The sequence below is a fragment of the Rhodococcus sp. 27YEA6 genome (genome assembly GCF_044908235.1).
GTDB classification, from domain to species: Bacteria; Actinomycetota; Actinomycetes; order Mycobacteriales; family Mycobacteriaceae; genus Rhodococcus_F; species Rhodococcus_F qingshengii.
Genome location: NZ_JBIYCY010000006.1, coordinates 157,626 through 182,516, shown reverse-complemented (window position 1 = coordinate 182,516; position 24,891 = coordinate 157,626). Strand labels below are relative to the sequence as shown.

The 24,891-nt window shown below is 63.7% G+C and carries 24 protein-coding genes; 18 read left to right on the top strand and 6 right to left on the bottom strand.

Annotated features, from left to right (window positions below):
• Positions 1-18: 18 nt before the first annotated feature.
• Entirely contained in the window at positions 19-792 is a 774-nt protein-coding gene (locus ABH939_RS18165; RefSeq protein ID WP_003942001.1) for a PIG-L family deacetylase, read from the bottom strand.
• Positions 793-903: 111 nt separating this feature from the next.
• Here ABH939_RS18165 and ABH939_RS18160 point away from each other — a divergent pair, with 111 nt between their 5' ends.
• The 8 genes from ABH939_RS18160 (at position 904) to ABH939_RS18125 (ending at position 9,395) form a co-directional block, all read left to right on the top strand.
• Positions 904-2,130 (top strand): MFS transporter, encoded by a 1,227-nt coding sequence (locus ABH939_RS18160; protein WP_003942019.1) that lies wholly within the window; start codon positions 904-906, stop codon positions 2,128-2,130.
• Positions 2,076-2,903 carry an alpha/beta fold hydrolase gene (locus ABH939_RS18155; protein WP_404649917.1) on the top strand — a complete coding sequence of 276 codons (828 nt, stop codon included), beginning with the start codon at positions 2,076-2,078 and terminating at the stop codon, positions 2,901-2,903. The genes ABH939_RS18160 and ABH939_RS18155 overlap by 55 nt, the downstream gene beginning before the upstream one ends.
• 42 nt (positions 2,904-2,945) lie before the next feature.
• Positions 2,946-4,274, top strand: coding sequence for a D-inositol-3-phosphate glycosyltransferase (gene mshA / locus ABH939_RS18150; RefSeq protein ID WP_065352118.1), 1,329 nt, complete (start codon positions 2,946-2,948; stop codon positions 4,272-4,274).
• Positions 4,271-4,768, top strand: coding sequence for a YbjN domain-containing protein (locus ABH939_RS18145; protein WP_338927764.1), 498 nt, complete (start codon positions 4,271-4,273; stop codon positions 4,766-4,768). Before mshA ends, ABH939_RS18145 begins: the two co-directional genes overlap by 4 nt.
• Before the next feature lie 139 nt (positions 4,769-4,907).
• Complete coding sequence (locus tag ABH939_RS18140) at positions 4,908-6,509, top strand: AMP-binding protein (RefSeq protein ID WP_064688317.1); 1,602 nt, start codon at positions 4,908-4,910, stop codon at positions 6,507-6,509.
• A 46-nt stretch (positions 6,510-6,555) separates the two neighbouring features.
• A complete protein-coding gene (locus tag ABH939_RS18135; RefSeq protein ID WP_003941992.1) occupies positions 6,556-7,311 on the top strand; it encodes a phosphoglyceromutase in 756 nt (251 codons plus the stop codon).
• Between the two features lie 162 nt (positions 7,312-7,473).
• The gene (locus ABH939_RS18130; protein WP_003941938.1) at positions 7,474-8,709 is read left to right on the top strand and encodes a cell wall metabolism sensor histidine kinase WalK; all 1,236 of its coding nucleotides are present in this window, start codon (positions 7,474-7,476) and stop codon (positions 8,707-8,709) included.
• The gene (locus tag ABH939_RS18125) at positions 8,706-9,395 is read left to right on the top strand and encodes a response regulator transcription factor (protein WP_003942020.1); all 690 of its coding nucleotides are present in this window, start codon (positions 8,706-8,708) and stop codon (positions 9,393-9,395) included. The genes ABH939_RS18130 and ABH939_RS18125 overlap by 4 nt, the downstream gene beginning before the upstream one ends.
• Positions 9,396-9,496: 101 nt before the next feature.
• Here ABH939_RS18125 and ABH939_RS18120 read toward each other — a convergent pair whose 3' ends face one another.
• Positions 9,497-10,282: a hypothetical protein gene (locus tag ABH939_RS18120; protein WP_404649916.1), complete on the bottom strand. Its 786-nt coding sequence runs from the start codon at positions 10,280-10,282 to the stop codon at positions 9,497-9,499.
• Between the two features lie 66 nt (positions 10,283-10,348).
• On the opposite strand from ABH939_RS18120, the gene ABH939_RS18115 reads away from it, so the two are divergent.
• Genes ABH939_RS18115 through ABH939_RS18105 form a run of 3 tightly spaced genes read left to right on the top strand, consistent with a single transcriptional unit; the run spans position 10,349 to position 13,309 of the window.
• Positions 10,349-11,299 (top strand): Ppx/GppA phosphatase family protein, encoded by a 951-nt coding sequence (locus tag ABH939_RS18115; RefSeq protein ID WP_003941975.1) that lies wholly within the window; start codon positions 10,349-10,351, stop codon positions 11,297-11,299.
• The gene (locus ABH939_RS18110) at positions 11,299-12,417 is read left to right on the top strand and encodes a hypothetical protein (RefSeq protein ID WP_404649915.1); all 1,119 of its coding nucleotides are present in this window, start codon (positions 11,299-11,301) and stop codon (positions 12,415-12,417) included. Before ABH939_RS18115 ends, ABH939_RS18110 begins: the two co-directional genes overlap by 1 nt.
• A 7-nt stretch (positions 12,418-12,424) precedes the next feature.
• A complete protein-coding gene (locus ABH939_RS18105; RefSeq protein WP_003941889.1) occupies positions 12,425-13,309 on the top strand; it encodes a sugar phosphate isomerase/epimerase in 885 nt (294 codons plus the stop codon).
• Here the strand turns inward: ABH939_RS18105 and ABH939_RS18100 are convergent.
• From ABH939_RS18100 to ABH939_RS18085, 4 genes are all read right to left on the bottom strand, one after another.
• Positions 13,289-14,722: an HAD-IB family hydrolase gene (locus tag ABH939_RS18100; protein ID WP_003941905.1), complete on the bottom strand. Its 1,434-nt coding sequence runs from the start codon at positions 14,720-14,722 to the stop codon at positions 13,289-13,291. The two genes, ABH939_RS18105 and ABH939_RS18100, sit on opposite strands and share 21 nt — an antisense overlap.
• Positions 14,719-17,055: a glycerol-3-phosphate 1-O-acyltransferase gene (locus tag ABH939_RS18095; RefSeq protein ID WP_218696068.1), complete on the bottom strand. Its 2,337-nt coding sequence runs from the start codon at positions 17,053-17,055 to the stop codon at positions 14,719-14,721. The genes ABH939_RS18100 and ABH939_RS18095 overlap by 4 nt, the downstream gene beginning before the upstream one ends.
• 3 nt (positions 17,056-17,058) lie before the next feature.
• Complete coding sequence (locus ABH939_RS18090) at positions 17,059-18,525, bottom strand: wax ester/triacylglycerol synthase domain-containing protein (protein WP_003941881.1); 1,467 nt, start codon at positions 18,523-18,525, stop codon at positions 17,059-17,061.
• Positions 18,526-18,680: 155 nt separating this feature from the next.
• A complete protein-coding gene (locus tag ABH939_RS18085; RefSeq protein WP_003942051.1) occupies positions 18,681-19,304 on the bottom strand; it encodes a TetR/AcrR family transcriptional regulator in 624 nt (207 codons plus the stop codon).
• Positions 19,305-19,454: 150 nt separating this feature from the next.
• Between ABH939_RS18085 and ABH939_RS18080 the strand changes: the two genes are divergently transcribed.
• From ABH939_RS18080 to ABH939_RS18050, 7 genes are all read left to right on the top strand, one after another.
• Entirely contained in the window at positions 19,455-20,093 is a 639-nt protein-coding gene (locus tag ABH939_RS18080; protein WP_042453006.1) for a MerR family transcriptional regulator, read from the top strand.
• Positions 20,090-20,935, top strand: coding sequence for a thioesterase family protein (locus ABH939_RS18075; protein WP_042923249.1), 846 nt, complete (start codon positions 20,090-20,092; stop codon positions 20,933-20,935). The genes ABH939_RS18080 and ABH939_RS18075 overlap by 4 nt, the downstream gene beginning before the upstream one ends.
• Before the next feature lie 34 nt (positions 20,936-20,969).
• Positions 20,970-21,785, top strand: coding sequence for a pyrroline-5-carboxylate reductase (proC, locus tag ABH939_RS18070; protein WP_003941923.1), 816 nt, complete (start codon positions 20,970-20,972; stop codon positions 21,783-21,785).
• Between the two features lie 126 nt (positions 21,786-21,911).
• The gene (locus ABH939_RS18065; protein WP_003941845.1) at positions 21,912-22,148 is read left to right on the top strand and encodes a helix-turn-helix domain-containing protein; all 237 of its coding nucleotides are present in this window, start codon (positions 21,912-21,914) and stop codon (positions 22,146-22,148) included.
• Between the two features lie 244 nt (positions 22,149-22,392).
• Positions 22,393-22,494, top strand: coding sequence for a 30S ribosomal protein bS22 (locus ABH939_RS18060; RefSeq protein WP_003402602.1), 102 nt, complete (start codon positions 22,393-22,395; stop codon positions 22,492-22,494).
• A gap of 217 nt (positions 22,495-22,711) precedes the next feature.
• Positions 22,712-23,845 (top strand): NAD-dependent epimerase/dehydratase family protein, encoded by a 1,134-nt coding sequence (locus ABH939_RS18055; RefSeq protein WP_007735316.1) that lies wholly within the window; start codon positions 22,712-22,714, stop codon positions 23,843-23,845.
• Positions 23,842-24,879 (top strand): lysophospholipid acyltransferase family protein, encoded by a 1,038-nt coding sequence (locus ABH939_RS18050; protein ID WP_042923247.1) that lies wholly within the window; start codon positions 23,842-23,844, stop codon positions 24,877-24,879. The genes ABH939_RS18055 and ABH939_RS18050 overlap by 4 nt, the downstream gene beginning before the upstream one ends.
• Positions 24,880-24,891 lie beyond the last annotated feature (12 nt).

The following is a 24,891-nucleotide window of genomic DNA, read 5'->3' as shown; positions in this document are numbered from 1 at the left end:
TTTATCGAGGGCGGTGACTCACAGGGGCAGGGCGGTTTCCGACAGCCCTTCCGGCGCGTTGCGACGACGGAACCACTCGGTGCCGAATGCCGCGGCGAGCTGCTCCGTCGGCATTTCGAGGAACGGGCCGAAATCGCCGACCTGCGTTGCGTGCGCGTACATGGCCGCGCGCTTGGACGAGATCACCGAACTGACGTCGACCGCGGTGGTGAGTTGGTCAGCCGGAAGCCCGAACGATTCGATGTCCGGCGGCTGCGCCTCCTCGGTCCACTCGGGGTTGGCCTGCATCAGCATCTTCATGTGATCGCGGTTGGTGGACGCCTCGTAGACGAAAGGCGTGCCCGCGAGTTCTGCAGCACGAACGCCGACGTGGTGGACCTGGATGTGATCCGGGTGGCCGTATCCGCCGTTGGGGTCGTAGATGGTCAGGACATCGGCGTTCTCTTCACGAAGAACCTCGGCCAGACGCTCGGCGGCCTTCTCGACGTCGACGTTGCAGAACGCTTCCGGATTCTCGTTCTCGGGCGTACCCACCATCCCCGAATCCGGGTAGTGCAGGGACACGACGCGACTGGCACCCAACGCGTCGGTGGACGCCTCGAGCTCACGGCTGCGGCGCTGAGCCAACGTCTCGTATTCGTCCAACAGTCCGTCGGGGAATTCACCGAGAGCACCGTCGGTAGCGGTGACGACTACGACGCGGTGACCTGCGTCGGCGGCCATTCTCATCACGCCGCCCGTAGTGAAAACTTCGTCATCGGGATGGGCGTGGAAACACACCAGAACACTCATTCGCGCAATCGTAAGGCAAGTTACCGACAGGTCAACCCGAGCGCACAGTGAAAACGATTTGTCGAGTCGGCCTCGGCTCTGTGAACCTTGTTCAGTGCACGAGAAGCTGACATGAGCGAATCTACCAACAAAGGCCTGCTGAGCGCCTACCGCGAGATCTTTGCCGCCCCCGGATCGGTCGCCTTCTCGGCCGCCGGATTTGTCGCAAGGCTGCCGATCGCCATGATCGGTATCGGAATCGTGACGATGATCTCGCAACTTCGTGGTGACTACGCGCTCGCCGGCGCGCTCGCCGCGGTTTTTGCGCTCTCGTCGGCGATCATCGCGCCCGCGGTCTCGCGTGCGGTCGACCGCTTCGGACAGCGAGCGGTCCTGCCGATTGCCGCAGCCGTGAGCGTCACCGCGATCGGGGCGCTCCTGCTCGCAGTCCGGATGGAAGCTCCCGACTGGCTGCTGTTCGTTCTGGTCGTCCCCGGCGGCGCCACTCCGACGATCGGCGCGATGATTCGCGCCAGGTGGGTGGCGATCTATGTCGGAAAACCTCAGCTGCGCACCGCCTTCGCCTTCGAATCGGTGGTGGACGAGCTCTGCTTCGTGGCGGGCCCGGTCATATCGGTAGGTCTGAGCATCGGGCTCTTCCCCGAGGCTGGACCACTGGCAGGGTTGATCCTGCTGGTCACCGGAACCCTGCTGCTGGTCATACAGCGCGGAACCGAACCGAAGGTGCATCCGCGTCGACCCGGCCGCGGACGATCGGTTCTCGGTAACCACGTGATGTGGATCGTCATCGTGATCATGGTGATGCTCGGAACGATCTTCGGCGTCATCGACGTCGGCGCCATCGCGTTCACCAAGGAACAGAATTCGCCGGGGTCGGCGACGCTGGTCCTCGCGCTGTTCGCCGGCGGTTCGGGAATCGCGGGACTGATCTTCGGGTCGATGCACCCGGCGCGATCGCTGCGCGGGCAGTTGATGATCGCGTCCTCGGCGGTCGCCGTTCTCAGCGTCCCGCTTCTGTTGGTCGGAAACGTGGCCGCACTTGCGGGTGCCTACGTGCTGGCGGGCGCGACCATCGCACCGACGCTCATCATCGCGACAGCCCTGGTCGAACAGATCGTCCCGCCGGAAAAGCTCACCGAGGGAATGACCCTGACGGTTACCGGCCTCGGCGTCGGCGTGGCGCTCGGGTCTGCGCTGGCCGGACAGCTGATCGATCGCTACGGCGTCCCGTCGGCCTACATGCTCGCCGTCGGCGCCGCAGTCGCAGCCTCTATCGTGACGGCATGTCTATTCGTGAAGCCGTCAGCGTCGACGGCACGTCCATCGTCTATCGAGTAACCGGAAATTCGGCGGGGACCCCGCTGGTGTTGCTGCACGGCTGGGCTCAGTCCTCGCAGTGCTGGGGCGAGCAGGTCCTCGCGGACCTGGCCGCGGACTATCGGCTGATCGCCGTCGATCTGCGCGGCCACGGTTACTCCGATGCGCCCGAATCCGGATACGACGATTCCGCGAACTGGGCCGGCGACGTCGCGGCTGTTCTTGCGGCCGAAGGCGTCACCGAGAACGCGATCCTGCTCGGCTGGTCGTACGGCGGTCTGGTGATCTGCGATTACCTGGCAGCGCACGGCACCGGCGCGGTGGCGGGTGCGGTTCTGGTCGGGGCGATCACCAGCATCGGGCGCGGCGAAAAAGGTGGCAAGGTCGGCTCGGCGATGCGTAGCGCAGTTCCCGGCGCGATGTCCGAAGATCCCCGCGAGGCGATCCGTGCACTCGGCGCTTTCGGCAATGCTCTCACCGGCCCACCCGAGGGCAAGGGTGCAGCGTCGCAGGCCTTGTTCGGGTACAGCCTCTCGACGCGTCCGCGGGTGCGCGCAGCACTGTTCAACCGTGCTGTCGGTCACGACGACTTGCTCCGCAACCTGGATATCCCCGTTCTCGTTCTGCACGGAACCGAGGACTCCGTCGTCGACGTGAGCGCAGGTAAGCACGCCGAGGAACTGATTCCCAAGTCCCAGGCGTCGTACTGGGAAGGCTGCAATCACGGCCCGTTCGTGGAGAATCCGACACGATTCGTGTCCGAAGTGCGAACCTTCATCTCGAGCCTCGGTTAGAGTTCGCGCCCGGTGAGGGGGCAGTATGGAGTCGTGACGCCCATGCACATTTCGCGCCCTCGCCGGGTGGCCGTTCTCTCGGTCCACACCTCGCCATTGGCGCAACCCGGCACCGGTGACGCGGGTGGGATGAACGTCTACGTTCTGCAATCCGCCATTCAGCTCGCCAAACGTGGCGTCGAGGTGGAGATATTCACCCGCGCGACGTCCTCGGCCGACGCACCCGTGGTGGACGCCGCTCCCGGAGTGCGGGTTCGGAACATTGCTGCTGGTCCCTTCGAAGGGCTGGACAAGGCGGATCTGCCGACTCAACTGTGTGCCTTCGTCGCAGGAGTTCTACGGGAGGAAGCGCGACACGAGCCCGGGTACTACAGCCTGATTCACTCGCACTACTGGTTGTCCGGTCAGGTCGGCTGGCTGGCCCGTGACCGCTGGGGCGTGCCCCTCGTACACACCGCCCACACCCTCGCGGCGGTGAAGAATCTTTCGCTTGCCGAGGGAGACACCCCGGAGCCGGCAGCACGTCAGATCGGCGAGCAGCAAGTAGTCGCCGAGTCCGATCGCCTGGTCGCCAACACCACCGACGAAGCCAAGGCGCTGCACGAGTTGTACGGCGCAGATCCCACGCGTATCGACGTCGTGGCTCCCGGCGCCGATCTCACCCGCTACCGACCGGGCGATCGCGATTCCGCCCGCGCGTCGTTGGGGTTGGACCCGGGCGAGATCGTCGTGACTTTCGTCGGCCGGATCCAACCTCTGAAAGCGCCGGACGTTCTGCTGCGTGCTGCCGCCGAAGTGATCAGCCGTCGCCCCGAGTTGCCGTTGCGCATCCTCGTCGTCGGCGGGCCGTCCGGAACTGGCCTCGCGCGGCCGGACGTGCTGATCGAACTGGCACGCTCACTCGGCATCACCGCGCAGGTGACGTTCTTGCCGCCGCAGGCTCCTGAGCGTCTCGCCGATGTCTACCGTGCCTCGGATCTGGTTGCGGTGCCGAGCTATTCGGAGTCCTTCGGATTGGTCGCCATCGAAGCTCAAGCCTGCGGAACTCCCGTGATCGCCGCCGACGTCGGCGGACTGGGAGTAGCCGTACGCAACGGGGAGACAGGCCTGCTGGTTCAAGGACACCGCACCGAAGACTGGGCCGGCGCCCTCGAATCTTTGGTGACAGCACCGACGCGCTTGGCCGAACTCGCCGCGCAGGCACCGCGTCACGCCGAAAATTTCTCGTGGGAACACACCGCGGACGGTTTGCTCGAGAGCTATCGCAAAGCCGCAGTCAACTACAACAACGGAACCGGTCCCAGCGACTTCTCGCCCCGCCGTGCGCGGGGTCTGTGGCGTCTGCGCCGGACCGGGGGAGTGCGTACATGAGCAGCATTTCGGACACCATCGAGCAGGCCCTCACCGAGCGTGAACTCGACTTCACCAGAAAAGGCGACGCGCATTTCATCGTCGAACTTCCCGGTGAACACAAACTCAAGACGTCGACTCTGCTCACCGTCGGCAATCACGGTGTGCGGGTCGAGGCCTTCGTGTGCCGCAAGGTGGACGAGAACTTCGAAGGCGTCTACAAGTTCCTGCTCAAGCGCAACCGCCGTCTGTACGGGGTGGCGTACACACTCGACAAGGTCGGGGACATCTACCTGGTCGGCAAGATCGCGGAGCATGCCGTGACCGGCGATGAACTCGACCGAGTGCTCGGTCAGGTTCTCGAAGCCGCCGACGGCGATTTCAACGTCATCCTCGAACTCGGCTTCTCCTCGTCCATCAAGCGTGAGTGGGCGTGGCGGGTGTCGCGAGGCGAGTCGCTGGCGAATCTCGAACCGTTCAAGCACCTCATCGAGGAAGAGCCCGCGCAGAGCTGATCGAGCGGGGTGAGACACATCGCGAATGTGTCACGTAAAGTGACCTTTACTTGTGACTGTCGTCACGGAATAATACTGTTCCCGTGAGTCACAGTAAGTTGGTCACACCACCCCGCCGCGCAACTTTTCGAGGAGCACAGTGAGCTTCAAGAGTCCGTTCCCCGACGTTGAAATCCCCAACCTCAGCGTCTACGACTTCCTGTTCGGAAACACCGACCCCGCAGACCTCGACAAGACGGCATTCGTCGAGGGCAGTTCGGGCGCAGTCACCACATACGCTTCGCTGATCGCACAGATCAACGGCGTTGCAGGCGCTCTTGCAGCGCGCGGACTCGCCGTCGGCGACGTGGTCGGGCTGCATTCGCCCAACGTCCCGGCCTTCGGTTCCGTCTTCCACGGCATCCTTCGTGCCGGTGGCGTCGCGACCACGATCAACGCGCTCTACACCGCCGAGGACATCGCCAAGCAGCTCACCGATTCCAAGGCCAAGTTCCTCTTCACCGTCTCGCCGCTCCTGCCGCAGGCAAAGGCCGCTGCTGACCTGGTCGGTATCCCGGCCGAGAACGTGTTCGTGCTCGACGGGGCCGAAGGCCACCTCTCGCTGCGTGATCTGCTCGGCGAGGGTGCAGCGGCGCCCGAGGTCTCCTTCGATCCGGCCACCCAACTCGCGGTGCTGCCGTACTCCTCGGGCACCACCGGCCGACCCAAGGGGGTCATGCTCACTCATCGGAACCTCGTGGCCAACGTCTGCCAGATCATTCCGCGGATGGGTATCGAGACCGACGACAAGATTCTCGCGGTCCTGCCGTTCTTCCACATCTACGGCATGACTGTCCTGCTCAACGCTGCGCTCTACCGCCGCGCGAGCCTCATCACGATGCCGAAGTTCGATCTCGTCGAGTTCCTGCGGATCGTCGCCGAGCAGAAGTCGACGTACATCTTCGTCGCACCGCCCGTTGCCGTCGCGCTGGCCAAGCATCCGCTCGTCGATCAGTACGACCTCTCGAGCGTGCACACCATCTTCTCCGGTGCGGCCCCGCTCGACGCGGCGCTCGGCAAGGCCGTCGCCGACCGGTTGAACTGCCACGTCCGCCAGGGCTACGGCATGTCCGAGATGAGCCCGGTCTCGCACGCGATCCCGTTCGATCGTGACGACATCGCCCTCGACACGTGCGGTCCGACCATCGCCAACATGGAATGCAAGCTCGTCGACCCCGGAACGGGCGAAGAGGTCGCGTACCCGGCTCTCGGCTCGGACGGCGTCAGCGAGCCCGGCGAACTGTGGTGCAAGGGCCCGAACATCATGCTCGGCTACCTCGGCAACGACCAGGCCACCAAGGACACCCTCGACGACGACGGTTACCTGCACACCGGTGACATCGCGACCGTCGACGGCGACGGCGTCGTCAAGATCGTCGACCGCCTCAAGGAACTGATCAAGTACAAGGGCTACCAGGTTCCCCCGGCGGAACTCGAGGCCTTGCTGCTGACCCATCCGCAGATCGCCGACGCCGCAGTGATCGGTGTGCTCGACGCCGAGGGCGAAGAGGTCCCGAAGGCATTCGTCGTGCTCCAGGACGGCGCCGAGTTGACCGAAGCCGACGTGATCACCTTCGTCGCCGAGCGCGTCTCGCCGCACAAGAAGGTCCGCCAGGTTTCATTCATCAGCACCGTGCCGAAATCCGCGGCCGGAAAGATCCTCCGCAAGGATCTGCGAACTGCGGAAGTTGCTCCGAGCTGATTTCCGGACAGGGTTGATCAAGAAGGGTTCCGGTACTCGTGCCAGGATGAACGCCATGAGTATCGGAACCCTGGTCCTGCTCCGCCACGGCGAGAGCGAATGGAATGCACTCAATCTGTTCACCGGCTGGGTGGACGTACACCTGACAGACAAGGGCATGGCCGAGGGCAAGCGCGCCGGCGAACTGCTCGCCGAGCACAACCTGTTGCCCGACGTTCTCTACACGTCTCTGCTGCGCCGCGCGATCAGCACAGCCAACCTCGCGCTCGACGCCGCCGATCGCCACTGGATCCCGGTAGTGCGCGACTGGCGTCTCAACGAGCGCCACTACGGCGCTCTGCAGGGCAAGAACAAGGCGCAGACCAAGGAAGAGTACGGAAACGAGCAGTTCATGCTCTGGCGTCGTAGCTACGACACCCCGCCGCCCGCCATCGAAGCCGGCAGCGAGTACAGCCAGGACACCGATCCCCGGTACGCGAACCTCGACGAGGTTCCCTTGACCGAGTGCCTGCTCGACGTCGTCAAGCGTCTGATCCCGTACTGGGAGGACACCATCTCCCAGGAGCTGCTCGCCGGTCGGAACGTGCTGGTCACCGCGCACGGCAACTCGCTGCGTGCGTTGGTCAAGCACCTCGACGGCATCTCGGACGAGGACATCGCGGGCCTGAACATCCCGACCGGAATCCCGCTGCGTTACGACCTCGACGAGAACCTGAAGCCGCTCAATCCCGGCGGCACCTACCTGGATCCGGAGGCCGCAGCTGCCGGCGCCGCCGCGGTGGCGAATCAGGGCGGAAAGTAGCAACCCGATGATGTGCGTCGAGGCCCCCCGAACAGTGATTTCGGGGGGCCTCGGCCAACAGCAGATGAACGACGAACCAACGCCGTCCACCTGGCGGATTACACGGGTGGGAACGTCCGAACCCGCCGTAACCGACTCTTCGCGCGAACGTACGATTGCGCCGTGAGTGTCGTGATTGCAGTGCTGCTGGTCGTGGTCGCCGGCTTGGTCGGCTACCTCGTCGGCGGGGTGCTGGTACCCAGGCTGTCGTCGCGCCAGAGTCAGCGCTCGGACGAACAGACCGGGCTCACGATGTCCCAGGTTCTCGACCTCATCGTGTTGGCTTCGGAAAGCGGTATCGCCGTCGTCGACGGTTTTCACGACGTCGTGCTCTTCAATCCTCGCGCCGAGGAACTCGGCCTCGTCAAGAATCGTCTGGTCGACGAGCGAGCTTGGCGGGCTGCTCAGGAAGTTCTGCGGACGGGTCAACCCGTCGAGGTCGATCTGACGGCGCAGACCGCTCAGCGGGGCCGCGACAAGATCGCGGTACGTGGCACGGCCCGGTTGCTCAGCAAGGACGATCGCAACTTCGTGGTCCTGTTCGCCGACGACGATTCCGAGCAGGTCCGCATGGAGGCGACCCGACGCGATTTCGTCGCGAACGTCAGCCACGAACTCAAGACGCCGGTCGGTGCGATGAGCCTGCTCGCGGAGGCGCTGCTCGAGTCCGCTGACGACCCGGAATCGGTGCGCCACTTCGGCGAACGGGTGCTCGGTGAGTCGATTCGTCTGGGCAAGATGGTCACCGAGTTGATCGCACTCTCGCGTCTGCAAGGTGCCGAGAAGCTGCCGGATCTCGACGTGGTCGACGTCGACACCGTGGTGTCCGAAGCACTGTCGAGGTCGAATCTGTCGGCCGAGGCCGCCGGGATCACGGTCACCACCGACCATCCGAGTGGGCTGGAAGTACTCGGGGATCAGACTCTCCTCGTCACGGCATTGTCCAACCTCATCGAGAACGCTATTGCGTACTCGCCCAAGGGTTCTCCGGTTTCCGTCAGTCGGTCGGTACGCGGCGACAATGTCGCGATCGCAGTCACCGACCGAGGAGAAGGCATCGCGAAAGCGGACCAGGAGCGAGTGTTCGAGAGATTCTTCCGCGTGGACAAGGCGCGGTCACGGCAGACCGGTGGAACCGGTCTGGGGCTGGCGATCGTCAAACACGTCGCGGCCAATCACAACGGCTCCATCGAACTGTGGAGCAAACCGGGTACAGGGTCTACCTTCACGTTGCAGATACCGGCACACGTGGAGTCGGACGACGACATCGACTCTGACGACGCGGGAACCGCCGGTTCCACGCGGATCGGCAGACGAGAACAAGGCAGTAGAGAAAACGGCATGGAGGCCAAACGATGACGAGTGTGCTGATCGTGGAGGACGAGGAGTCCTTGGCGGACCCGCTGGCGTTCCTGCTCCGCAAGGAAGGCTTCGAGACCACCATCGTCAACGACGGACCGTCGGCGTTGGCGGAATTCGATCGCTCCGGAGCGGACATCGTCCTGCTCGACCTCATGCTGCCCGGCATGAGTGGCACGGACGTCTGCAAGGCGCTGCGGTCGCGCTCCGGCGTCCCCGTCATCATGGTGACGGCGCGTGACAGTGAGATCGACAAGGTCGTCGGACTGGAACTCGGTGCGGACGACTATGTGACCAAACCGTATTCGGCGCGTGAGCTGATCGCTCGCATCCGTGCGGTGCTGCGCCGCGGGGTGGAGAACGAGGCGGACCTCGCCTCCGACAACGGGGTGCTCGAGGCCGGACCGGTACGGATGGACGTCGAGCGCCACGTCGTGCAGGTCGCGGGTAACCCGGTGACGTTGCCGCTCAAGGAGTTCGATCTCCTCGAGTACCTGCTCCGCAACTCCGGTCGGGTGCTGACCCGCGGACAGTTGATCGACCGCGTCTGGGGCGCCGACTACGTCGGTGACACCAAAACCCTTGACGTACACGTGAAGCGGTTGCGTTCGAAGATCGAATCGGATCCGGCCAAGCCGGAACATCTGGTCACGGTCCGTGGATTGGGTTACAAGCTCGAAGCGTGATCGAACCTCGTCGAGAAGAAATGTCGAGGAAGAAATGTCGAGAAGAATTCAGCCGCTCACACGATCGTGTGAGCGGCTGAATTCTTTTTGTTCAGGCGGAGTCAGCCCTGAGCTTTGTTCTGAGCGATCGTGGTCGCCGGATGGACTGCGATGAGGCCGAGGCCCGCGCGACGCCTGCAGAGGCGAGCCAGCTCGTCGTACGCGCGCTTTCCGAGAAGTTCCGTCAACTCGGGCCCGTAGGACTGCCAGACCTGCCGCTCCCCGACATGAGCGTCGGGGGAGCCGGAGCAGTACCAGGCGAGGTCGTCGCCGCCCTCACCCCAGCCGCGGCGGTCGTACTCGGTGATCGTGGTCTTGAGGATCTGGACGCCGTCCGGCCGGTCGACCCAGTCCTGGGTGCGGCGGATCGGTAGCTGCCAGCACACGTCCGGTTTCACCTCGAGCGGCTCGATGCCCTTCTTGAGCGCCATGGAATGCAGAGCGCAGCCCTCGCCTCCGGCAAAACCCGGCCGGTTGAGGAAGATGCACGCTCCTTTGTAGCGGCGGGTGCGCAGCGCGGGCTCGTCCTCGAGGTCATCTTCTTCGACGTAGCCCTTCTTGCCGAGACCCTTTTCCATGAACTGCCAGTCTTCGGCTGTGAGCAGTTTCACTGACGCATCGAGCTTGTCCTGATCTTCCTGATCGGAGAGGAAAGCGCCGTGCGAGCAGCAACCGTCGTCCGGGCGGTCTCCGATGATGCCCTGACACGCCGGCGTGCCGAACACGCAGGTCCAATGCGAGAGCAACCACGTCATATCAGCGGAAATGAGGTGTTCGGAGTTATCCGGATCGACAAATTCGACCCATTCGCGCGGGAAATCGAGATCGACCTCGGGGCTCGGAGTCATCTTGTGGGACCGGTCTGGGTTACCTGCTGTCACAAGGGCCGACCGTAGACCCAGTAACGTGGCGATGTGCGACTAGGGGTACTCGACGTCGGAAGCAATACCGTCCATCTATTGGTTGTGGACGCCCATCGGGGCGGCCACCCAACACCCATGAGCTCGACCAAGTCCACGTTGAGGCTGGCAGAAAACACTGACGACCGCGGCGATATCACCACGTCAGGAGCCGATCGGTTGGTCTCGACGGTTTCCGAATTCGCCGGTATCGCCAAGACGTCCGGGTGCGAGGAAATGATGGCTTTTGCCACTTCCGCGGTCCGTGACGCCAACAATTCCGAAGCCGTACTCGCCCGCGTCCGCGCCGAGACCGGAGTCAACCTCGAGGTTCTGTCCGGGGTCGACGAAGCCCGCTTGACCTTTCTGGCCGTGCGCCGCTGGTACGGCTGGAGCGCCGGACGCATCCTGAACCTGGACATCGGCGGCGGCTCGCTCGAACTCACCGCAGGTGGTGACGAGGATCCGGACGTCGCCTTCTCACTGCAACTCGGTGCCGGACGGTTGACGCGCGACTGGCTACAGGCTGATCCGCCGGGCAAGCGCCGGGTCGCTGTATTGCGCGACTGGCTGGACGCGGAGTTGGTCGGACCAGCCAAGGAACTGCGCGCCGCCGGCGACTGGGACCGCACGGTCGGGACTTCGAAGACCTTCCGATCGTTGGCTCGGCTCACCGGCGCGGCCCCTTCTGCCGCAGGCCCCCGGGCAAAACGGACCCTGACTTCCAGCGGACTCAGGCAACTCATAGCCTTCATATCCAGGATGACGGCGGCGGACCGTGCAGAATTGGAAGGAGTGAGCTCGGATCGGTCACAGCAGATTGTGGCCGGCGCGCTCATCGCAGAGGCAACCATGCGGGCGCTCGGAGTGGACGAATTGGAAATTTGTCCCTGGGCACTGCGTGAGGGTCTGATTCTGCGAAAGCTCGACACAGAAATGGGCGGTGAATTGGTGGTGAGTGCTTGATGACCGAGGACAGTCAGCAGATTTCCGTAGCGGAACTGCTCAAGCGGAACGGTCAGAGCGTCGAATCCCGAGGTGGACGACGCCGGCGCGGCGTAGCCGGTGGCATCTCCGTCGCCGAACTGACGGGTGAGATCCCGATCGTTCGCCAGTCGGGATCGCGCGCGGCCGCCGAGCCCGAGTCCGACGAACCAGCAGCCCGGCCCGAAGCCGCTGCGCCGGAAAACTCTGCACCTTCAGCGCCGGCCGAGGCTGTCGCGGAAACCGCCAAGTCAGCCGAACCGGCACCGAAGGTTCCCGCTGATCGCACCGCAGCCTTCGCCGTCTCGTTCGACGACGACGATGACGATGACGAGCCGCAGGCACCCAAGGGTGAGTCGAAGCCGGTTGCTGCGCCGCCGGTCACCACTCCGAAGCCGACTTCCACGCCTTCGCCGGGACAGACCTCGAAGTCCTCGCCCGGACAGTGGGTGAGCCGGGCACCGCTCAACTCCTCGTCACCGACGCAGGTAACGCAGGAACCGGCCCTGCTGTCGGGTCAGACCCTGGCGGGCGACCTGATGCGTCAGGAGCGCGCCGCAACGCAGTCGCCGTCGTTGCGTCCGCCGATCCTGCCGCCGCGTGTCCCCACTCCCGTCGCCAAGACACCTGCACAGACCGCTCCTGCTCCGGCCGCGCCGGAAGAGAGCACCGAACTGATCGACAAGATCGCAGACGCGGATGCCGGCGAGGCCGAATCCACCGCCGTGGTCGATCTGGTCAAGGCACCGGCAGTCGCTGACAGTGCAAAAGACTCCAGTGCCGTCGCGGAGTCCGATGTCCAAGCCGAATCGGCAGCGGAAGAGGCAGGCGAGCGTAACTCGATCCGTGAATGGGCAGTGCTTGCCGGTCAGGTGGTTGTTGCACTGATCGTCGGCGGCGCGATGTTCAAGGGCTTCGAGAAGCTGTGGGACATGCTGCCATGGGTGGCGTTGGTGCTCGCGCTGATCGTGATCGTCGGCTTGGTTGCCGTCGTGCGGGTTCTGCGGAAGACGGACGACATCACGAGTTTCGTGATCGCGGTGGTCGTCGGCATGATCGTGACGCTCGGTCCACTGGCGTTCTTGTTGACCTCGGGTTGATCGGACGATGATCGGGGGATCGCAGCGCATGGTTCGTCGGCCGATAGCCGTCGGCCTGTCGACGGCTTCGGTATATCCGGAGAACACGGAAGCAGCATTTCGCTACGCCGCTGATCTCGGATACGACGGTGTCGAACTGATGGTGTGGGCCGAATCCGTGAGTCAGGACGTCGGTGCTGTCGCTGCCCTCGTTCGCAAGTATGCGATTCCGGTGCAGGCCGTGCATGCGCCGTGTCTGCTGATTTCGCAGCGCGTGTGGGGTTCCGATCCGGTCGAGAAGCTCGAGCGTTCGGTGCGCACCGCCGAAACCTTGGGAGCGACGACGGTGGTCGTCCACCCGCCGTTCCGGTGGCAGCGCAAGTACGCCGAAGGCTTCGCGGAACAGGTTGTCGATCTCGAATCGAAGAGCAGCGTCGTGGTGGCGGTGGAGAACATGTTCCCCATGCGCGCCGACAGCTTCTTCGGCGGCAAGGACAAGTCCGCGGAGCGTCTGCGTAAACGTGGCGGTCCAGGGGCAGCGTTGTCCGCGTTCAGTCCGTCGTACGACCCGACCGATTCCGATCATGCTCACTACACACTCGACCTGTCGCACACCGCGACGGCGGGCATGGATGCCCTGGAGTTGGCCTCCCGTATGGGCAAGGGGCTCGAGCACCTGCACCTGGCCGACGGTCGCGGGGCGTCGATGGACGAGCACCTGATTCCGGGGCATGGCTCACAGCCGTGCGCGGAGTTGTGTCAGCAATTGGCTGCGAGCGAATTCAGCGGCCAGGCAGTCATCGAGATCAACACGCAGAACGCGCGCACCCGGCGGGAGCGGTCGTCGATGCTGGCGCAGGCGCTCGCGTTTGCACGCGAGCACCTGGCACGCTCAGCGGTGGCCGGCAAGTAGCGCAGCTTCGAACTGCGCGCGTACCTTCTCGACGTGTGCGTCGAGGTCTTTGGTCTCCCAGCCTTCGGTCGAGATGGGATCGAGCACCGAGACATAGACCGGGCCTGGATGGGCGACAAGCGAATTGCGCCACATCCGTTCACCCGCGTTGTGAATCACCACGGGCACGATCGGCACACCGGCTTGGATCGCCAAGTGGAATCCACCCTTCTTGAAAGGGCCCAGACGTGGCGTCGGAGAACGGGTGCCCTCCGGAGCTATGACTATCGAGACACCATTCTTCAGCTTGTCGACTGCCGGTTGCAGTGCAGCCTTCGCCTTCGTGGTGTCGGTGCGGTCGATGTAGGCGACGTCGAGCAGTGCACCGACGGGCATGAACCGCGGATCGCTTGCCGCTTCCTTCTTCGCGACGCCGGTCACGTCACGCTTGATCACGGTGCCCAGGACCAACATGTCCAGGGAACTCTGATGGTTGAACATGAACACCGCCGGGCGGTGATCCCACACGTTGTGCTCGCCGTCGATCTCGACGTCGATGCCCAGCAGTGAGAGCGAGATGTCGGGGCCGTACGTGCCGACCAGGTTCGCACCCAGTTGACGGTTCCCGGTGACAATGCCTGCCGACGCACCGAGGGCGGCGGTGGCAGCAAGCGCGCCCATGGCCGTCGCCGTTCGGATCGTGGAGATCGGTGTTGCGCCTCGTTGCGGTTTACGCAGGCTGACCGAAGGCCAGTGATTGCGCAACGCGATCTTGGCCAGACCACGATCGGGATTCAACGCGACAGGTCGCCCGACGGCCTCGAGCATGAAGACGTCTTCGACACCGTTGGAGTACGCAAACGCGTTCTTCAGATCGGCGCCCATCTTCTCGGCATAGCCTGCAAGGGCATTGGCCTTGGCCGGCCCCCACAGTGCGGGCGAAGACAGTTCGCCGGTGAGCATGCCGTCGACGACTTCGGGTTCGGTGCACAGCACGTCTTCGATGTCGAGATCTTCGGCGACGTACTTGGCCTGGAACGGAGTCGCCGACGTAGCCATCACGATCGTGTGGCCGGCTCGCCGGTGTGCCGCCAGTAGCCCGCGGGCTTCCGGGTAGATCATCGCGGCGATCTCCTGCTTGAACAGCCGTCGGCCCCAGTCGTTCAGTTCCTCGACGGTACGGCCGCCCAAGGCTCGAACGCCGATGTCCATCAGTGCTCCGACGTCAGCGCCGCGGAATTGGGTGTCGATCGCGGCACCGGTGGTGCGCAAGAGTTCGCCGACGCTGATATCCAAGCGTCGCAGGCGGTCTCGGTACACAACGCTGGCCGAGTACCCGCTGATCAAGGTGCCGTCGAGGTCGAAGGCGGCGATCGTTCCGGGCCCGGGCGGGGCGGCTTCGATGGCGGAGTGCAGACGCTCGAGTCCGGTCACAGTCCTACTTCCTCGTTCGCGGCGGGCGCTCGGTTTGCTTCTGGAATGGTCACTACCGCAGCGGCGTCCGGTACCGGCATCGCCACCTGATCGAGTCGTGCATGCGCGAGTGCGCGAAGGTGACGCAGGCGCTCGACCTGAACCTTGATCTCGGCAGCGAATGCCAGGCGCCGGGCCCGGACTCCGTCGTCGTCGACTTCGATCAAGTTACGGTTGCGCGCCAAATTCAGTGCGGTGGCGAACAACTCACCGGAGACGGATTCGTTGCTGGCGATCTGCTGCCGCAGTCGACGCTGATGTGCGACGTCGATGCAGTTGCTGATGAACGACTTTTCGTCGAACGATGTCGAAATCGGCGCGAGCACAAGCTGATCGGCGACAACCTGGTACGCCTCGAGGAACGGTTGGAGCACGCGGTGCGCGAGGTACGGGCGAACCGTCTCGATCATGTGCTCGGTTCGTTTGTCGTCGGCCATGACGGTTTCCCACTCGGGGTCGATCAGCGTCAGCTCGGTCCGCATCTCCTGCTCGAACGTGTCCCGGTCACTGAAGAAGAACTCGAATTTCAACAAATCTCGGATGCGCTTGGCCTCTGCCCACCCGTCCCCGATGGGGTCCTCGAACCGCTCTTCGACGGCTGCCTGAAGTACGAGTTCGGTGATGGCACGCACGACAAGAAAGTGAATCGTGTTGTTGCGGTAGAAGGCAGCGACAAGATGCTGGTCCTTGCCGAGGTAGAAGACCTGCTCGCCGCCCCGATCGAAGCGCTCGAGCACCCCGGAATCGACGTGTGTCTGCAATGCCTTCTCGATGACACGCGGATCGGACAGTTCGACGTCGCCGGCGATCGGAAGATTTCGCGCGGTGATGTAGCCGAACAGCGGCGTGAGAATCGCGGTGAGTTCACGAACTGTCAACGCCCGGTCTTCGATTCCGAGGAACGCCAACATCGCCAGTGAAGACACGGTCACCGGGGTGACCTCGTTGATGCGGTGACACACCTCGATGCCGGCCTTCTGAATGGCGAGGCGCTGATCGGTTTCCTGGCTGAGTGCGTCCGCGAGTGAGAGCGGCCGGCCGATGGTCACGTGCGCGACACCGTTGCGTTTTCCCTGGGCGCGTACGTAACCCACCATCCAGCGCAGGCCTTCCGGTGTCTTCTCGGCGCCGAGCGCCTCGGCAGCCATGGCCCCGACCTCGTAGAGTTGGTCGTAGCTCAGCGCAACCGGGACGAGGTACACGTCGGACGCTCCGCTGACCTGAAATGCCTTGGTCAGGTAGGTCAGGAGACCGAAGCGCGGCGGGCGTAGTTTCCCGGTACGTCCGCGTCCACCTTCGATGTACCACTCCAGATTGAAGCGCTTGGTCAGCAGATAGCGCATGTACTCGTGCATCGACCATTTGTAGACCTCGTCGTTGCCGATGCTTCGACGAATGAAGACGGTGCCGCTGCGCTTGAGGATCGAGCCCATGGGCCAGAAACTGATGTTGAGGCCGCCCATGACGTGATTGAGCGGCAAGCCGTTCGCGATCAACGCCGGACGCAGGACGAGGGGATCGAGGTACGAACGGTGACTGGGGAGGAAGACCAGTGAGTGTTCCTTGTTCAGCTCACGGAGTTCCTCGAAGCGGCTCGTGTCCACGTCCAGCTTGTAGGCGCGAGCGAAGTAGCGGCCCAGGCGATCCCACACCGCGATGGCTTGGCGACTCTGGGTGGCAACCATTTCTTCGAGAGCTTCACGTGCGCGGCGATCGACTTCGGCGACGGCGATGTTCAACCGGTCGGCCAAAGCCATGACCTCGGTGGCGAATCGGCGGGTGTCGGTGATCTCGTCGACGACGAACCGTGACACCTTGTACTGGCCACCCAGTAGGCCCAATTCGGCGCGTTCGAGTGCCAGAGCGGCCTGCCGTCGGATGAACTCCGGTAGCGAACCGCCACCGCTCTTTTCGAGGCGGCGCTCGAGATCGCTCAGTGGTGCGGGTTCACCTTCGATGACCTGGCACCGAGAGGGGTCGGTGCGCAGGGTTCTGCGTTGTGCACCGCGTCCGGGGTGGAGAGGATCGCGTGGTGCCAGCGCATCACGTAGTCGCACCGCGACGTTGTGCTTGGTATGGGTGTCCGGGATCCACACCACGCGAAGCGGCGCGAGCATCGGGTCGTCGGTCCGCGCCGCCAGTTCGGCCAGGGTCTTGTCGGTGATGTTGACGGTGACCGGCCGTGTTTCGGATTCGGTTGCCTTGTCGGCAAGCCACTTTCGCAGCACGCCGGCTTCGGCCTCTGTCATGGTTTCGGTGAGGTACACGCGCGGGTTGGTCGTGTTCTCGCTCATGACTCACGCACCTTCCGTTGTGACTCCGAGAGCGACGATCTCGTCCAGGCTCTCCTGCAAGCACTGCATCAGCAGCGCGGGTTTTGTGATCGCGGCGGTGTCGAGATTGATTCCGATACAGCACACCCCGACGTGGGAGACCAGTGTCGCCATTGCCGCGCAACCGGGCGCCGGGCCGAACGGGAACATCCGCTCGATCTTCGCTCCGGCGAGATAGACCGGTACCGGTACGCCGGCGACGTTGCTGGCCTGCAGGTCCAGACCCGTCGACTGGGACAGATACCAGTTCGCGAGTAGATAGTTCGGCAGGCGAGCGAGGATCGGGGCGGCGACGTCGATAGCGTCCAACGCCGGTTCCTCACGCAGACTCAGAACGATCTCTCGCACCTGCCTGATGCGTTTGGCCGGATCCGTTTCGGCGACCGGGCCGTTGAAGCGAACGGCTGCAAACCGGTTGCCGCCGTTGGCATCCGCGCCCGTGCGCATGCTGATCGGCATACCCATCGGGATGCTCTCGACGGATTGTCCGAAGGCTTCGTGGTAGCGATGGAAGCCGCCGAGCAATGCGGCGACGTAAGCGTCGTTGAGTGAGCCGCCGGCAGCTTTTGCTCCGGCCTTGAGCTCGGGAACACCCACTTCGAGAGTTCCGAACCACCGTCCGAGACCACGATCGTGGAGCAGAGGGGAACCGGAACGAGCTGGGGGAGTGACGATCTTGCGGAGTGAATTGGCGTAACCGAGGACCTCGGAAGCCGTCGTGATCGGACTCGAGATCGCCGTGGTCGCAACATTGGTGGCACCGCGGACCAGCTTGGCGATACGCGAGGGCGCACGCCGGATCTCGCTGACGACCTCCTCGCCGAAGGCGCCCACCGATGACAGATGCTCAGGAGCAGGCGGTGTGCGGTCGGGCTTGTTCGGAGTGGGGTCCGGGCGTCTGCTGTGCAGGAGCGTCATCATCTGGATGCCGCCCATGCCGTCGGTGATGGAGTGGTGAGTCTTGACCACGAACACGGCGCGACCGTCGTCGAGACCTTCGATGAGCAGCGCGCTCCACGGCGGTCGAGCCTTGTCGAAAGGTTCCGTCGCAAGGTGACGACACATGCGCAGTGCGTGATCGAAGTCCGCCGGTGCAGGTAGGCGGACGCGTCGTAGGTGGTAGCCGATGTCGAACTCGGGATCGACGGACCACACCGGATTGCCCAGCTGCATTGCCGGTTCCACTGCTCGCATACGAATACGCGGAACCACGTGCGATGCCCACTCGACTGCGTCGAGAAGTCGATCCCAGTCCGGGGCACGATCGAGTACCTCTACCGCAACGATCGGTGAGCGCAGTTGCGGCTGCGCCTCTTCCATCCGCCACATTCCAGTCTCGAAGTCGGACATCGTGCGGTTCGCCCCCCAGGCGACCGCGGAAAGGTCGACGTCGACCGCGCTAGGAGGAACAAATGGATTGCTGTTGGCCATACGTCAAGAACTCCCTCGGTCTGCGGATCCACCCCGCGCATCTCTGCTTCTAAGTGTGGACCCGCGACCGTGGGCGCGTCCCGGTTTCGGTGTCAGCCGACAGGTGTGACGTTCGTCAGTTAAGGGCTAATCGGACATGCCGGGAAGTTCAGTGCTCAAGAAGTGACGCCGACGGCTTTCAGGGCTATCTCGCGGTAGAGAACACTGACTTCGCGCGGAGTCTGCGGTCCGTCGAGTCGATACCAGAGGACGACGGACTGACACATTCCCAGTAGTGCACGGCCCGTTCCGGTGATGTCCGGGACCGTGAACTCACCGCTCTCGACGCCTGCCGTCAGTACGTCGACGAGTAGGTTCTCGAGCTTCTTTCGCTTGGCGGCGTAGCTCTTTCGTTCCGCGTCCTCGAGGTATCGCAGTTCGGAATCGAGGAAGGCTATGTCGGAGCGACTGGTCATGTGCAGAACACACGCCTCGACGAGATTGCCGAACTGTGCCGTCGGCGACGGTCCGGCAGCGTCGACCGCAGCGCTCGCGCGTGCGGTGACGTTCTCGATGCCCGGTTCCATCAGCGCGACGAGGATGCCCTGTTTGTTGCCGTGGTGGTAATACAGCGTCGGCACGGTGACACCGGCACGTTTTGCGATGTCACGAACCGACGCTCCGTGGTAACCGAGTTCGTGGAACACCTCGAGTGCGGCGGTGAGCAGGGGAGTCAGCGTCAGTGGTTCCACGATGCGCCACTGTTCGTCGGGCTGAGCCTCCGACTGCAAATCCGTCATTCCGCCTGTTCGCTCCGTTCGGAAATTTCTGGTGGTGTGACTAAAGAAGGTTCAACCCTAGCGCAAGGCGTGTCCTCCTTACCGATGCTCGGCCACCATTGGATAGCATCACTATCCAGTAAAGGGTCGAGCGAGTTGGACGGAGGAGCGGTGAAGGTTTCCGAACTGGCCGCACAGTCCGGCGTTGCACTGGCCACTATCAAGTACTACCTCCGTGAAGGTCTGCTGATGCCGGGTGAGCCGACCAGCGCAACGGGAGCGAGGTACGGCGAACAGCACGTCCGGCGACTCGCGTTGATCAGGGCCCTGGCCGGGGCGGGACTCGCGATTCCACGGATTCGCGCGGTGCTCGAACTGGTGGACACTGACGAGCGATCCGAATTCGAGACTTTCGGCCGCGCAATCGCGCAACTACCCCCGTACGTCGAACCTGAACCGGATCCAGAGTTCCCCAGAGCTCGCAAGGTTCTGGAGTTTCTCGGTCAGGTTTTCGAGCCGAGGTACGTGGCGGTCGCGCACCTCGAGCGGGCACTGATCGGCCTCGAGGATGCAGGACTGAGTCTCTCGGACGAGCGCCTGCGCGCCTACGGCGACCACATCCGAGGGATTGCCGAAGTGGAAATCGAGCTGATGCCTACCAGTTCGACCGAGGACGGCATTCGCTATGCGGTCCTCGGAACCGCCATGTACGAACCCGTCCTGACAGCTTTGCGACGCCTGGCGCACCAAGATTTGGCCGCACGACATTTCCCGCAACACCGAGAAAGCACCGAACAGGAAAATCGATGAGCACCAGTCCCTTTCAAGATCTCAATCGCCTCACCTCGCTCGGCGACGGGCGATACACCGCAACGATCGATTCGATCTGGACCATCGGGCCGAAAGTGCACGGCGGCTCCATGATGGCTGTGTGCGCCGCTGCCGCGCGTCGATGTCTGCGAGACGGCGCAGGTGAGAACGACTCGCTTCTGAAGATGCAGCCACTCGCGGTGAGCGCCAACTATCTGTCGGCCCCAGATCCGGGTGAAGTCGAACTGGAGGTGATCGTCCGAAAGCAGGGGCGCCAGGTCGCGTTGTTCGACGTCGAGTTGAGCCAGGCGGGCCGCAGCGCTGTTCGCGCGGCGGTCACGCTCGGATTCCCCGATGACGGCGACCCCACCTTCGTCACGGCCTCGTCGATCGACGACATGTCACCGGAACCGCCGGAGAGTGCGGTGGCAGTCATCGGCGATCACCCGATGGCGCAGGTCGTGCATGTCGGTCAGGGTTGCGACATGCGAATCGACACCACCTCGGCGCACTTCCTGACCGGCAGCCAAGGCGAGGCCGAGGTCAGGATGTGGGTCCGTCCTCGACCCGAGGACGAAAACGACCTCGACACCGCTGTGCTGTTCGCGATCATGGCGGGTGACATCAGCGCGCCGGTGACGATGAACCGCGGCCTGTTCGGGTGGGCGCCGACCGTGCAGTTGACGACGTACCTGCGCCGACTGCCGACGCCGGGATGGCTTCGCGTGCGGGCGAGCTCGGATGTTCTGGGCAGCACGTGGTTCGAAGAGGATCATGCTGTTCTCGATTCGACGGGCGCAGTCGTCGTCCAGAGTCGTCAATTGGCGATGATGCCCCGCTAGGGTCGATCGCTGCGGTCGTGGCAGGCTGTTCGCCATGACAAGAATTGCGATTATCGGTGGCGGCAAGATCGGCGAGGCGCTGATCTCCGGGCTGTTGCAGGCCGGCCACGCCATCAAGGATCTGGTCGTCGCCGAGCAATATCAGCCTCGCGCAGACGAATTGATCGCCGAATACTCCATCCGCGTCAGCACGGTCGCCGATGCCGCCGAGGGTGCGGACGTCATCGTCATCGCGGTGAAGCCGAACGACGTCGAGTCAGCGCTCACGGCGTTGACGAAGGTCGATCTGGACGGCGACCTCGAACAATTGATCGTTTCCCTTGCGGCGGGAATCCCCACGGGATTCTTCGAAACGCGTCTGCCCGCAGGGTTCCCGGTCATCCGCGTCATGCCGAACACCCCCATGTTGGTCGGGGAGGGCGTGAGCGTGCTCTCGCCCGGACGGCACGTCAAGGCCGAGCATCTCGAGCTCGTACGCGGCATCCTCGGCAGCGTCGGCAAGGTGGTCACGGTTCCCGAATCGCAGATCGACGCGGTCACGGCTGTCTCCGGTTCCGGCCCGGCCTACTTCTTTCTGGTCGCCGAAGCGATGATCGACGCGGGAGTCGGTCTCGGCCTGACGCGCCCGGTCGCTACCGAATTGGTGGTGCAGACGATGGTCGGTTCCGCAGCGATGCTCGATCGCACCGGCGACAGCGCGACGGATCTTCGCGCCGCGGTGACGTCACCGGGCGGAACGACGGCTGCGGCACTGCGTCAGCTCGAAGCGGGCGGCCTGCGGACGGCGTTCTTCGATGCCTTGGATGCCGCCAAGTCGCGCTCGGCCGCGATGGGTGCAGCTGCGGATTAGTCGTCCGTTTAGCCACACCCGTCGCTTTAACCCCACCAGTACAGCTAAGCTCGACTTAGTACGTACGTGTCTGTTCCGCCGGAGGGGAAGCCGGCGGCGCGAGTCGTGCTGGAGGTATGTGGATTAATGGTGTCTGCAAACAAGCCGTCCATGGGTTCGTCCCACGACGGAAAGCCGGCAGTGGCCGGCACGCAATTCCTCACTGTTGCTGAGGTAGCAACTTTGATGAGGGTGTCGAAAATGACTGTGTACCGGTTGGTACACAGTGGCGAATTGCCTGCTGTACGAGTGGGCCGTTCGTTCCGTGTACATGCGAAGGCAGTACACGATTACCTCGAAACCTCGTACTTCGATGCCGGCTGACCAGCCGGTTCGAAGAGGATGACCTCGGCGTGAGCCGAGTCGCGGGCACAGCGGTTGCTGTGCCGGAGGCTCGGTTTATGCCGAGTGACTCCACACCGGTACGATGAGTCACTGTCGTACCAGCAAGCTGGTGTCGTAAGGCGCTGAGCTAGTTAAAACGAGGGCCAGGCGCCAATTGCTTGGCGCAGGCGTACGTGACCGGCGTGCGCAGGAACGCTAGAGAAGAACGTGAGGGACACCCGCTATGGGTTCAGTGATCAAGAAGCGTCGCAAGCGCATGTCGAAGAAGAAGCACCGCAAGCTGCTTCGTCGTACCCGAGTACAGCGCAGGAAACTCGGTAAATAAGCAGTACCTGTTGATGCCCGCCACCCCTTCCGGGGTGGCGGGCATCAGCATATTCGGGGGGAAGCGATGTGTGCCACGTCTCATTGGCTGGGCGGTTTGTCTTGAATGGCCGAAATTTGGGTAGTCAGCGCGGGACCCCCTCTGCCCGTAAAGTGGGGGAAAATCGCGGGAGGGACGCTTCGGCAGAGCGCGTTTCTACTGGATATGGGGGTACTTGGTGGTTGAAGGTGACAACACTTCAGGGGGCACGACGCCTCGCGTCGTACTGGTGACCGGGGCGAGCAGATTTCTCGGCGGCTACCTGGTGACCAGGCTTGCGCAGAATCCGTCGATCGAGCGTGTCATCGCCGTCGACGCCGTCAGTCCGAGCAAGGACATGATGCGCAGAATGGGCCGCGCGGAATTCGTGCGAGCAGACATCCGCAATCCGCTGATCGGCAAAGTGATCCGAAACGCCGAGGTCGACACCGTCGTGCACGCGTCGACGCTTCAGAAAGCCCCCAAAGCCGGCAGCCGCGCCGCGATGAAGGACATGAACGTCATCGGCGCCATGCAACTGTTCGCGGTCTGCCAGAAAGCGCCGACGGTTCGCAAGGTGATCCTGCGCTCGGCTTCGGTCGTCTACGGGTGCAGTGCCAAGGATCCCGCTCAGTTCACCGAAGAAATGAGTGCGCGCCGCCGGCCGCCGGGCGGATATGCCCGCGACAGCCTCGAGATCGAGGGATACCTCCGCGGAATGGGGCGTCGGCGCCCGGACATCTCGGTCGGGATTCTGCGGTTGGCGCCGTTGATCGGACCTCAGCTGACTGCAACCGTCGGGCACTACGTCACCGCCCCACTCGTGCCCACCATCGTCGGGCGCAACGCGCGCCTGCAATTGCTCCACGTCGAGGATGCCCTCGCGGCGCTGGAGAAGGCGACCATCGGACACGCTTCGGGTACGTACAACATCGCCGGCGACGGAGTGGTCATGATGTCGCAGGCGATCCGCCGGGCAGGCAGGGTGGAAGTTCCCATGCCGCTCGCTCTGTTCCGCAGCGTCGGGAGCGCGTTGGTGGGGTCGTCCATGAGGCTGTACACCGACGAGCAACTCGAGTACTTCCGGTTCGGCTGCGGACTCGACACCACTCGCATGCGCAGCGAGCTGGGGTTCGAGCCGCGATGGACCACCATGCAAGCACTCGACGATTTCATGCGTGCGATGCAGACGCGCCGGATCATCAAGTCCGAGTGGATCGATCGGGCGGAGAATGCGTTGACCACCATCCTCGGCGGTGACACCGCCGCGGCGGCAACAAGTGCAGACGTGATGCACATGCCGCTGTCGGGACGAAGTGCGGTGAAGGGGTGACTGACGTGGCGAAGGTAATTCCCCTGCGGCCCAGCGCAACTCACACCGGAAAGTCGGCAACTTCCCGTTCGCGTGAGTCCGTCACCGGTGCGGAGCGTGACATCCGTGAACAAAGTGAACGTCGGCATCCGTCCGGAGTGTCCTCGGCGGCCGACCACGGCGGTGAGAGCACGTTCGTCGATTCGGCCAGGTCGGCGATCGTCGACCAGATCGCCTCGGCAGCAGAATTCTTCCGACGTCGGGTGTCGGGCGACTACGAGGTCGACGAGTTCGGATTCGACCCGCATTTCGCGGACAACGTCGTCATGCCGATGTTGCGCCCGTTGTTCGAGAAGTGGTTTCGCGTCGAGGTCAGTGGGATCGAGAACATTCCCCTCACCGGGGGAGCGCTTGTGGTCGCCAACCACGCCGGTGTGATCCCGATCGACGGACTGATGACGTCGGTTGCCGTGCACGATCACCATCCAGCGCATCGTCCACTGCGAATGTTGGCTGCGGACATGGCATTCGAGATGCCAGTGGTGGGTGGACTGGCGCGCAAAGCCGGTCATACGTTGGCCTGCAACCCCGACGCCGAGCGTCTGCTCAACGACGGTGAAGTCGCGGCCGTGTTCCCGGAAGGATTCAAGGGCATCGGGAAACCGTTCAGTGAGCGGTACAAGTTGCAGCGGTTCGGGCGCGGTGGCTTCGTGTCGGCCGCAATGCGAACCGGTGTTCCGATCATTCCGTGCTCGATCGTGGGTTCGGAGGAGATCTATCCCAAAATCGGTGATCTCACCACACTCGCACGCGTTCTCGGTCTTCCGTATTTCCCGGTGACACCGCTGTTTCCACACTTCGGGCCGCTCGGCCTGGTTCCGTTGCCGTCGAAGTGGTACATCGAGTTCGGAAAGCCCATCGTCACCGACACCTTCGAGAGCGGTGCCGCCGACGATCCGATGGTCCTGTTCGAGGTCACGGACCACGTCCGGGAAACCATTCAGCAGACGCTGTATCGACTGTTGGCCAAGCGTCGCAACGTCTTTCTCGGCTGAGTTCGGTCCGGA

Coding starts and splice junctions, on each gene's coding strand:
- ABH939_RS18165 (WP_003942001.1), bottom strand. CDS start 792: ATGAGTGTTCTGGTGTGTTTCCACGCCCATCCCGATGACGAAGTTTTC.
- ABH939_RS18160 (WP_003942019.1), top strand. CDS start 904: ATGAGCGAATCTACCAACAAAGGCCTGCTGAGCGCCTACCGCGAGATC.
- ABH939_RS18155 (WP_404649917.1), top strand. CDS start 2,076: ATGTCTATTCGTGAAGCCGTCAGCGTCGACGGCACGTCCATCGTCTAT.
- mshA (WP_065352118.1), top strand. CDS start 2,946: ATGCACATTTCGCGCCCTCGCCGGGTGGCCGTTCTCTCGGTCCACACC.
- ABH939_RS18145 (WP_338927764.1), top strand. CDS start 4,271: ATGAGCAGCATTTCGGACACCATCGAGCAGGCCCTCACCGAGCGTGAA.
- ABH939_RS18135 (WP_003941992.1), top strand. CDS start 6,556: ATGAACGCCATGAGTATCGGAACCCTGGTCCTGCTCCGCCACGGCGAG.
- ABH939_RS18125 (WP_003942020.1), top strand. CDS start 8,706: ATGACGAGTGTGCTGATCGTGGAGGACGAGGAGTCCTTGGCGGACCCG.
- ABH939_RS18120 (WP_404649916.1), bottom strand. CDS start 10,282: ATGACTCCGAGCCCCGAGGTCGATCTCGATTTCCCGCGCGAATGGGTC.
- ABH939_RS18110 (WP_404649915.1), top strand. CDS start 11,299: ATGACCGAGGACAGTCAGCAGATTTCCGTAGCGGAACTGCTCAAGCGG.
- ABH939_RS18105 (WP_003941889.1), top strand. CDS start 12,425: ATGATCGGGGGATCGCAGCGCATGGTTCGTCGGCCGATAGCCGTCGGC.
- ABH939_RS18095 (WP_218696068.1), bottom strand. CDS start 17,055: ATGAGCGAGAACACGACCAACCCGCGCGTGTACCTCACCGAAACCATG.
- ABH939_RS18090 (WP_003941881.1), bottom strand. CDS start 18,525: ATGGCCAACAGCAATCCATTTGTTCCTCCTAGCGCGGTCGACGTCGAC.
- ABH939_RS18085 (WP_003942051.1), bottom strand. CDS start 19,304: ATGACGGATTTGCAGTCGGAGGCTCAGCCCGACGAACAGTGGCGCATC.
- ABH939_RS18075 (WP_042923249.1), top strand. CDS start 20,090: ATGAGCACCAGTCCCTTTCAAGATCTCAATCGCCTCACCTCGCTCGGC.
- proC (WP_003941923.1), top strand. CDS start 20,970: ATGACAAGAATTGCGATTATCGGTGGCGGCAAGATCGGCGAGGCGCTG.
- ABH939_RS18065 (WP_003941845.1), top strand. CDS start 21,912: ATGGTGTCTGCAAACAAGCCGTCCATGGGTTCGTCCCACGACGGAAAG.
- ABH939_RS18060 (WP_003402602.1), top strand. CDS start 22,393: ATGGGTTCAGTGATCAAGAAGCGTCGCAAGCGCATGTCGAAGAAGAAG.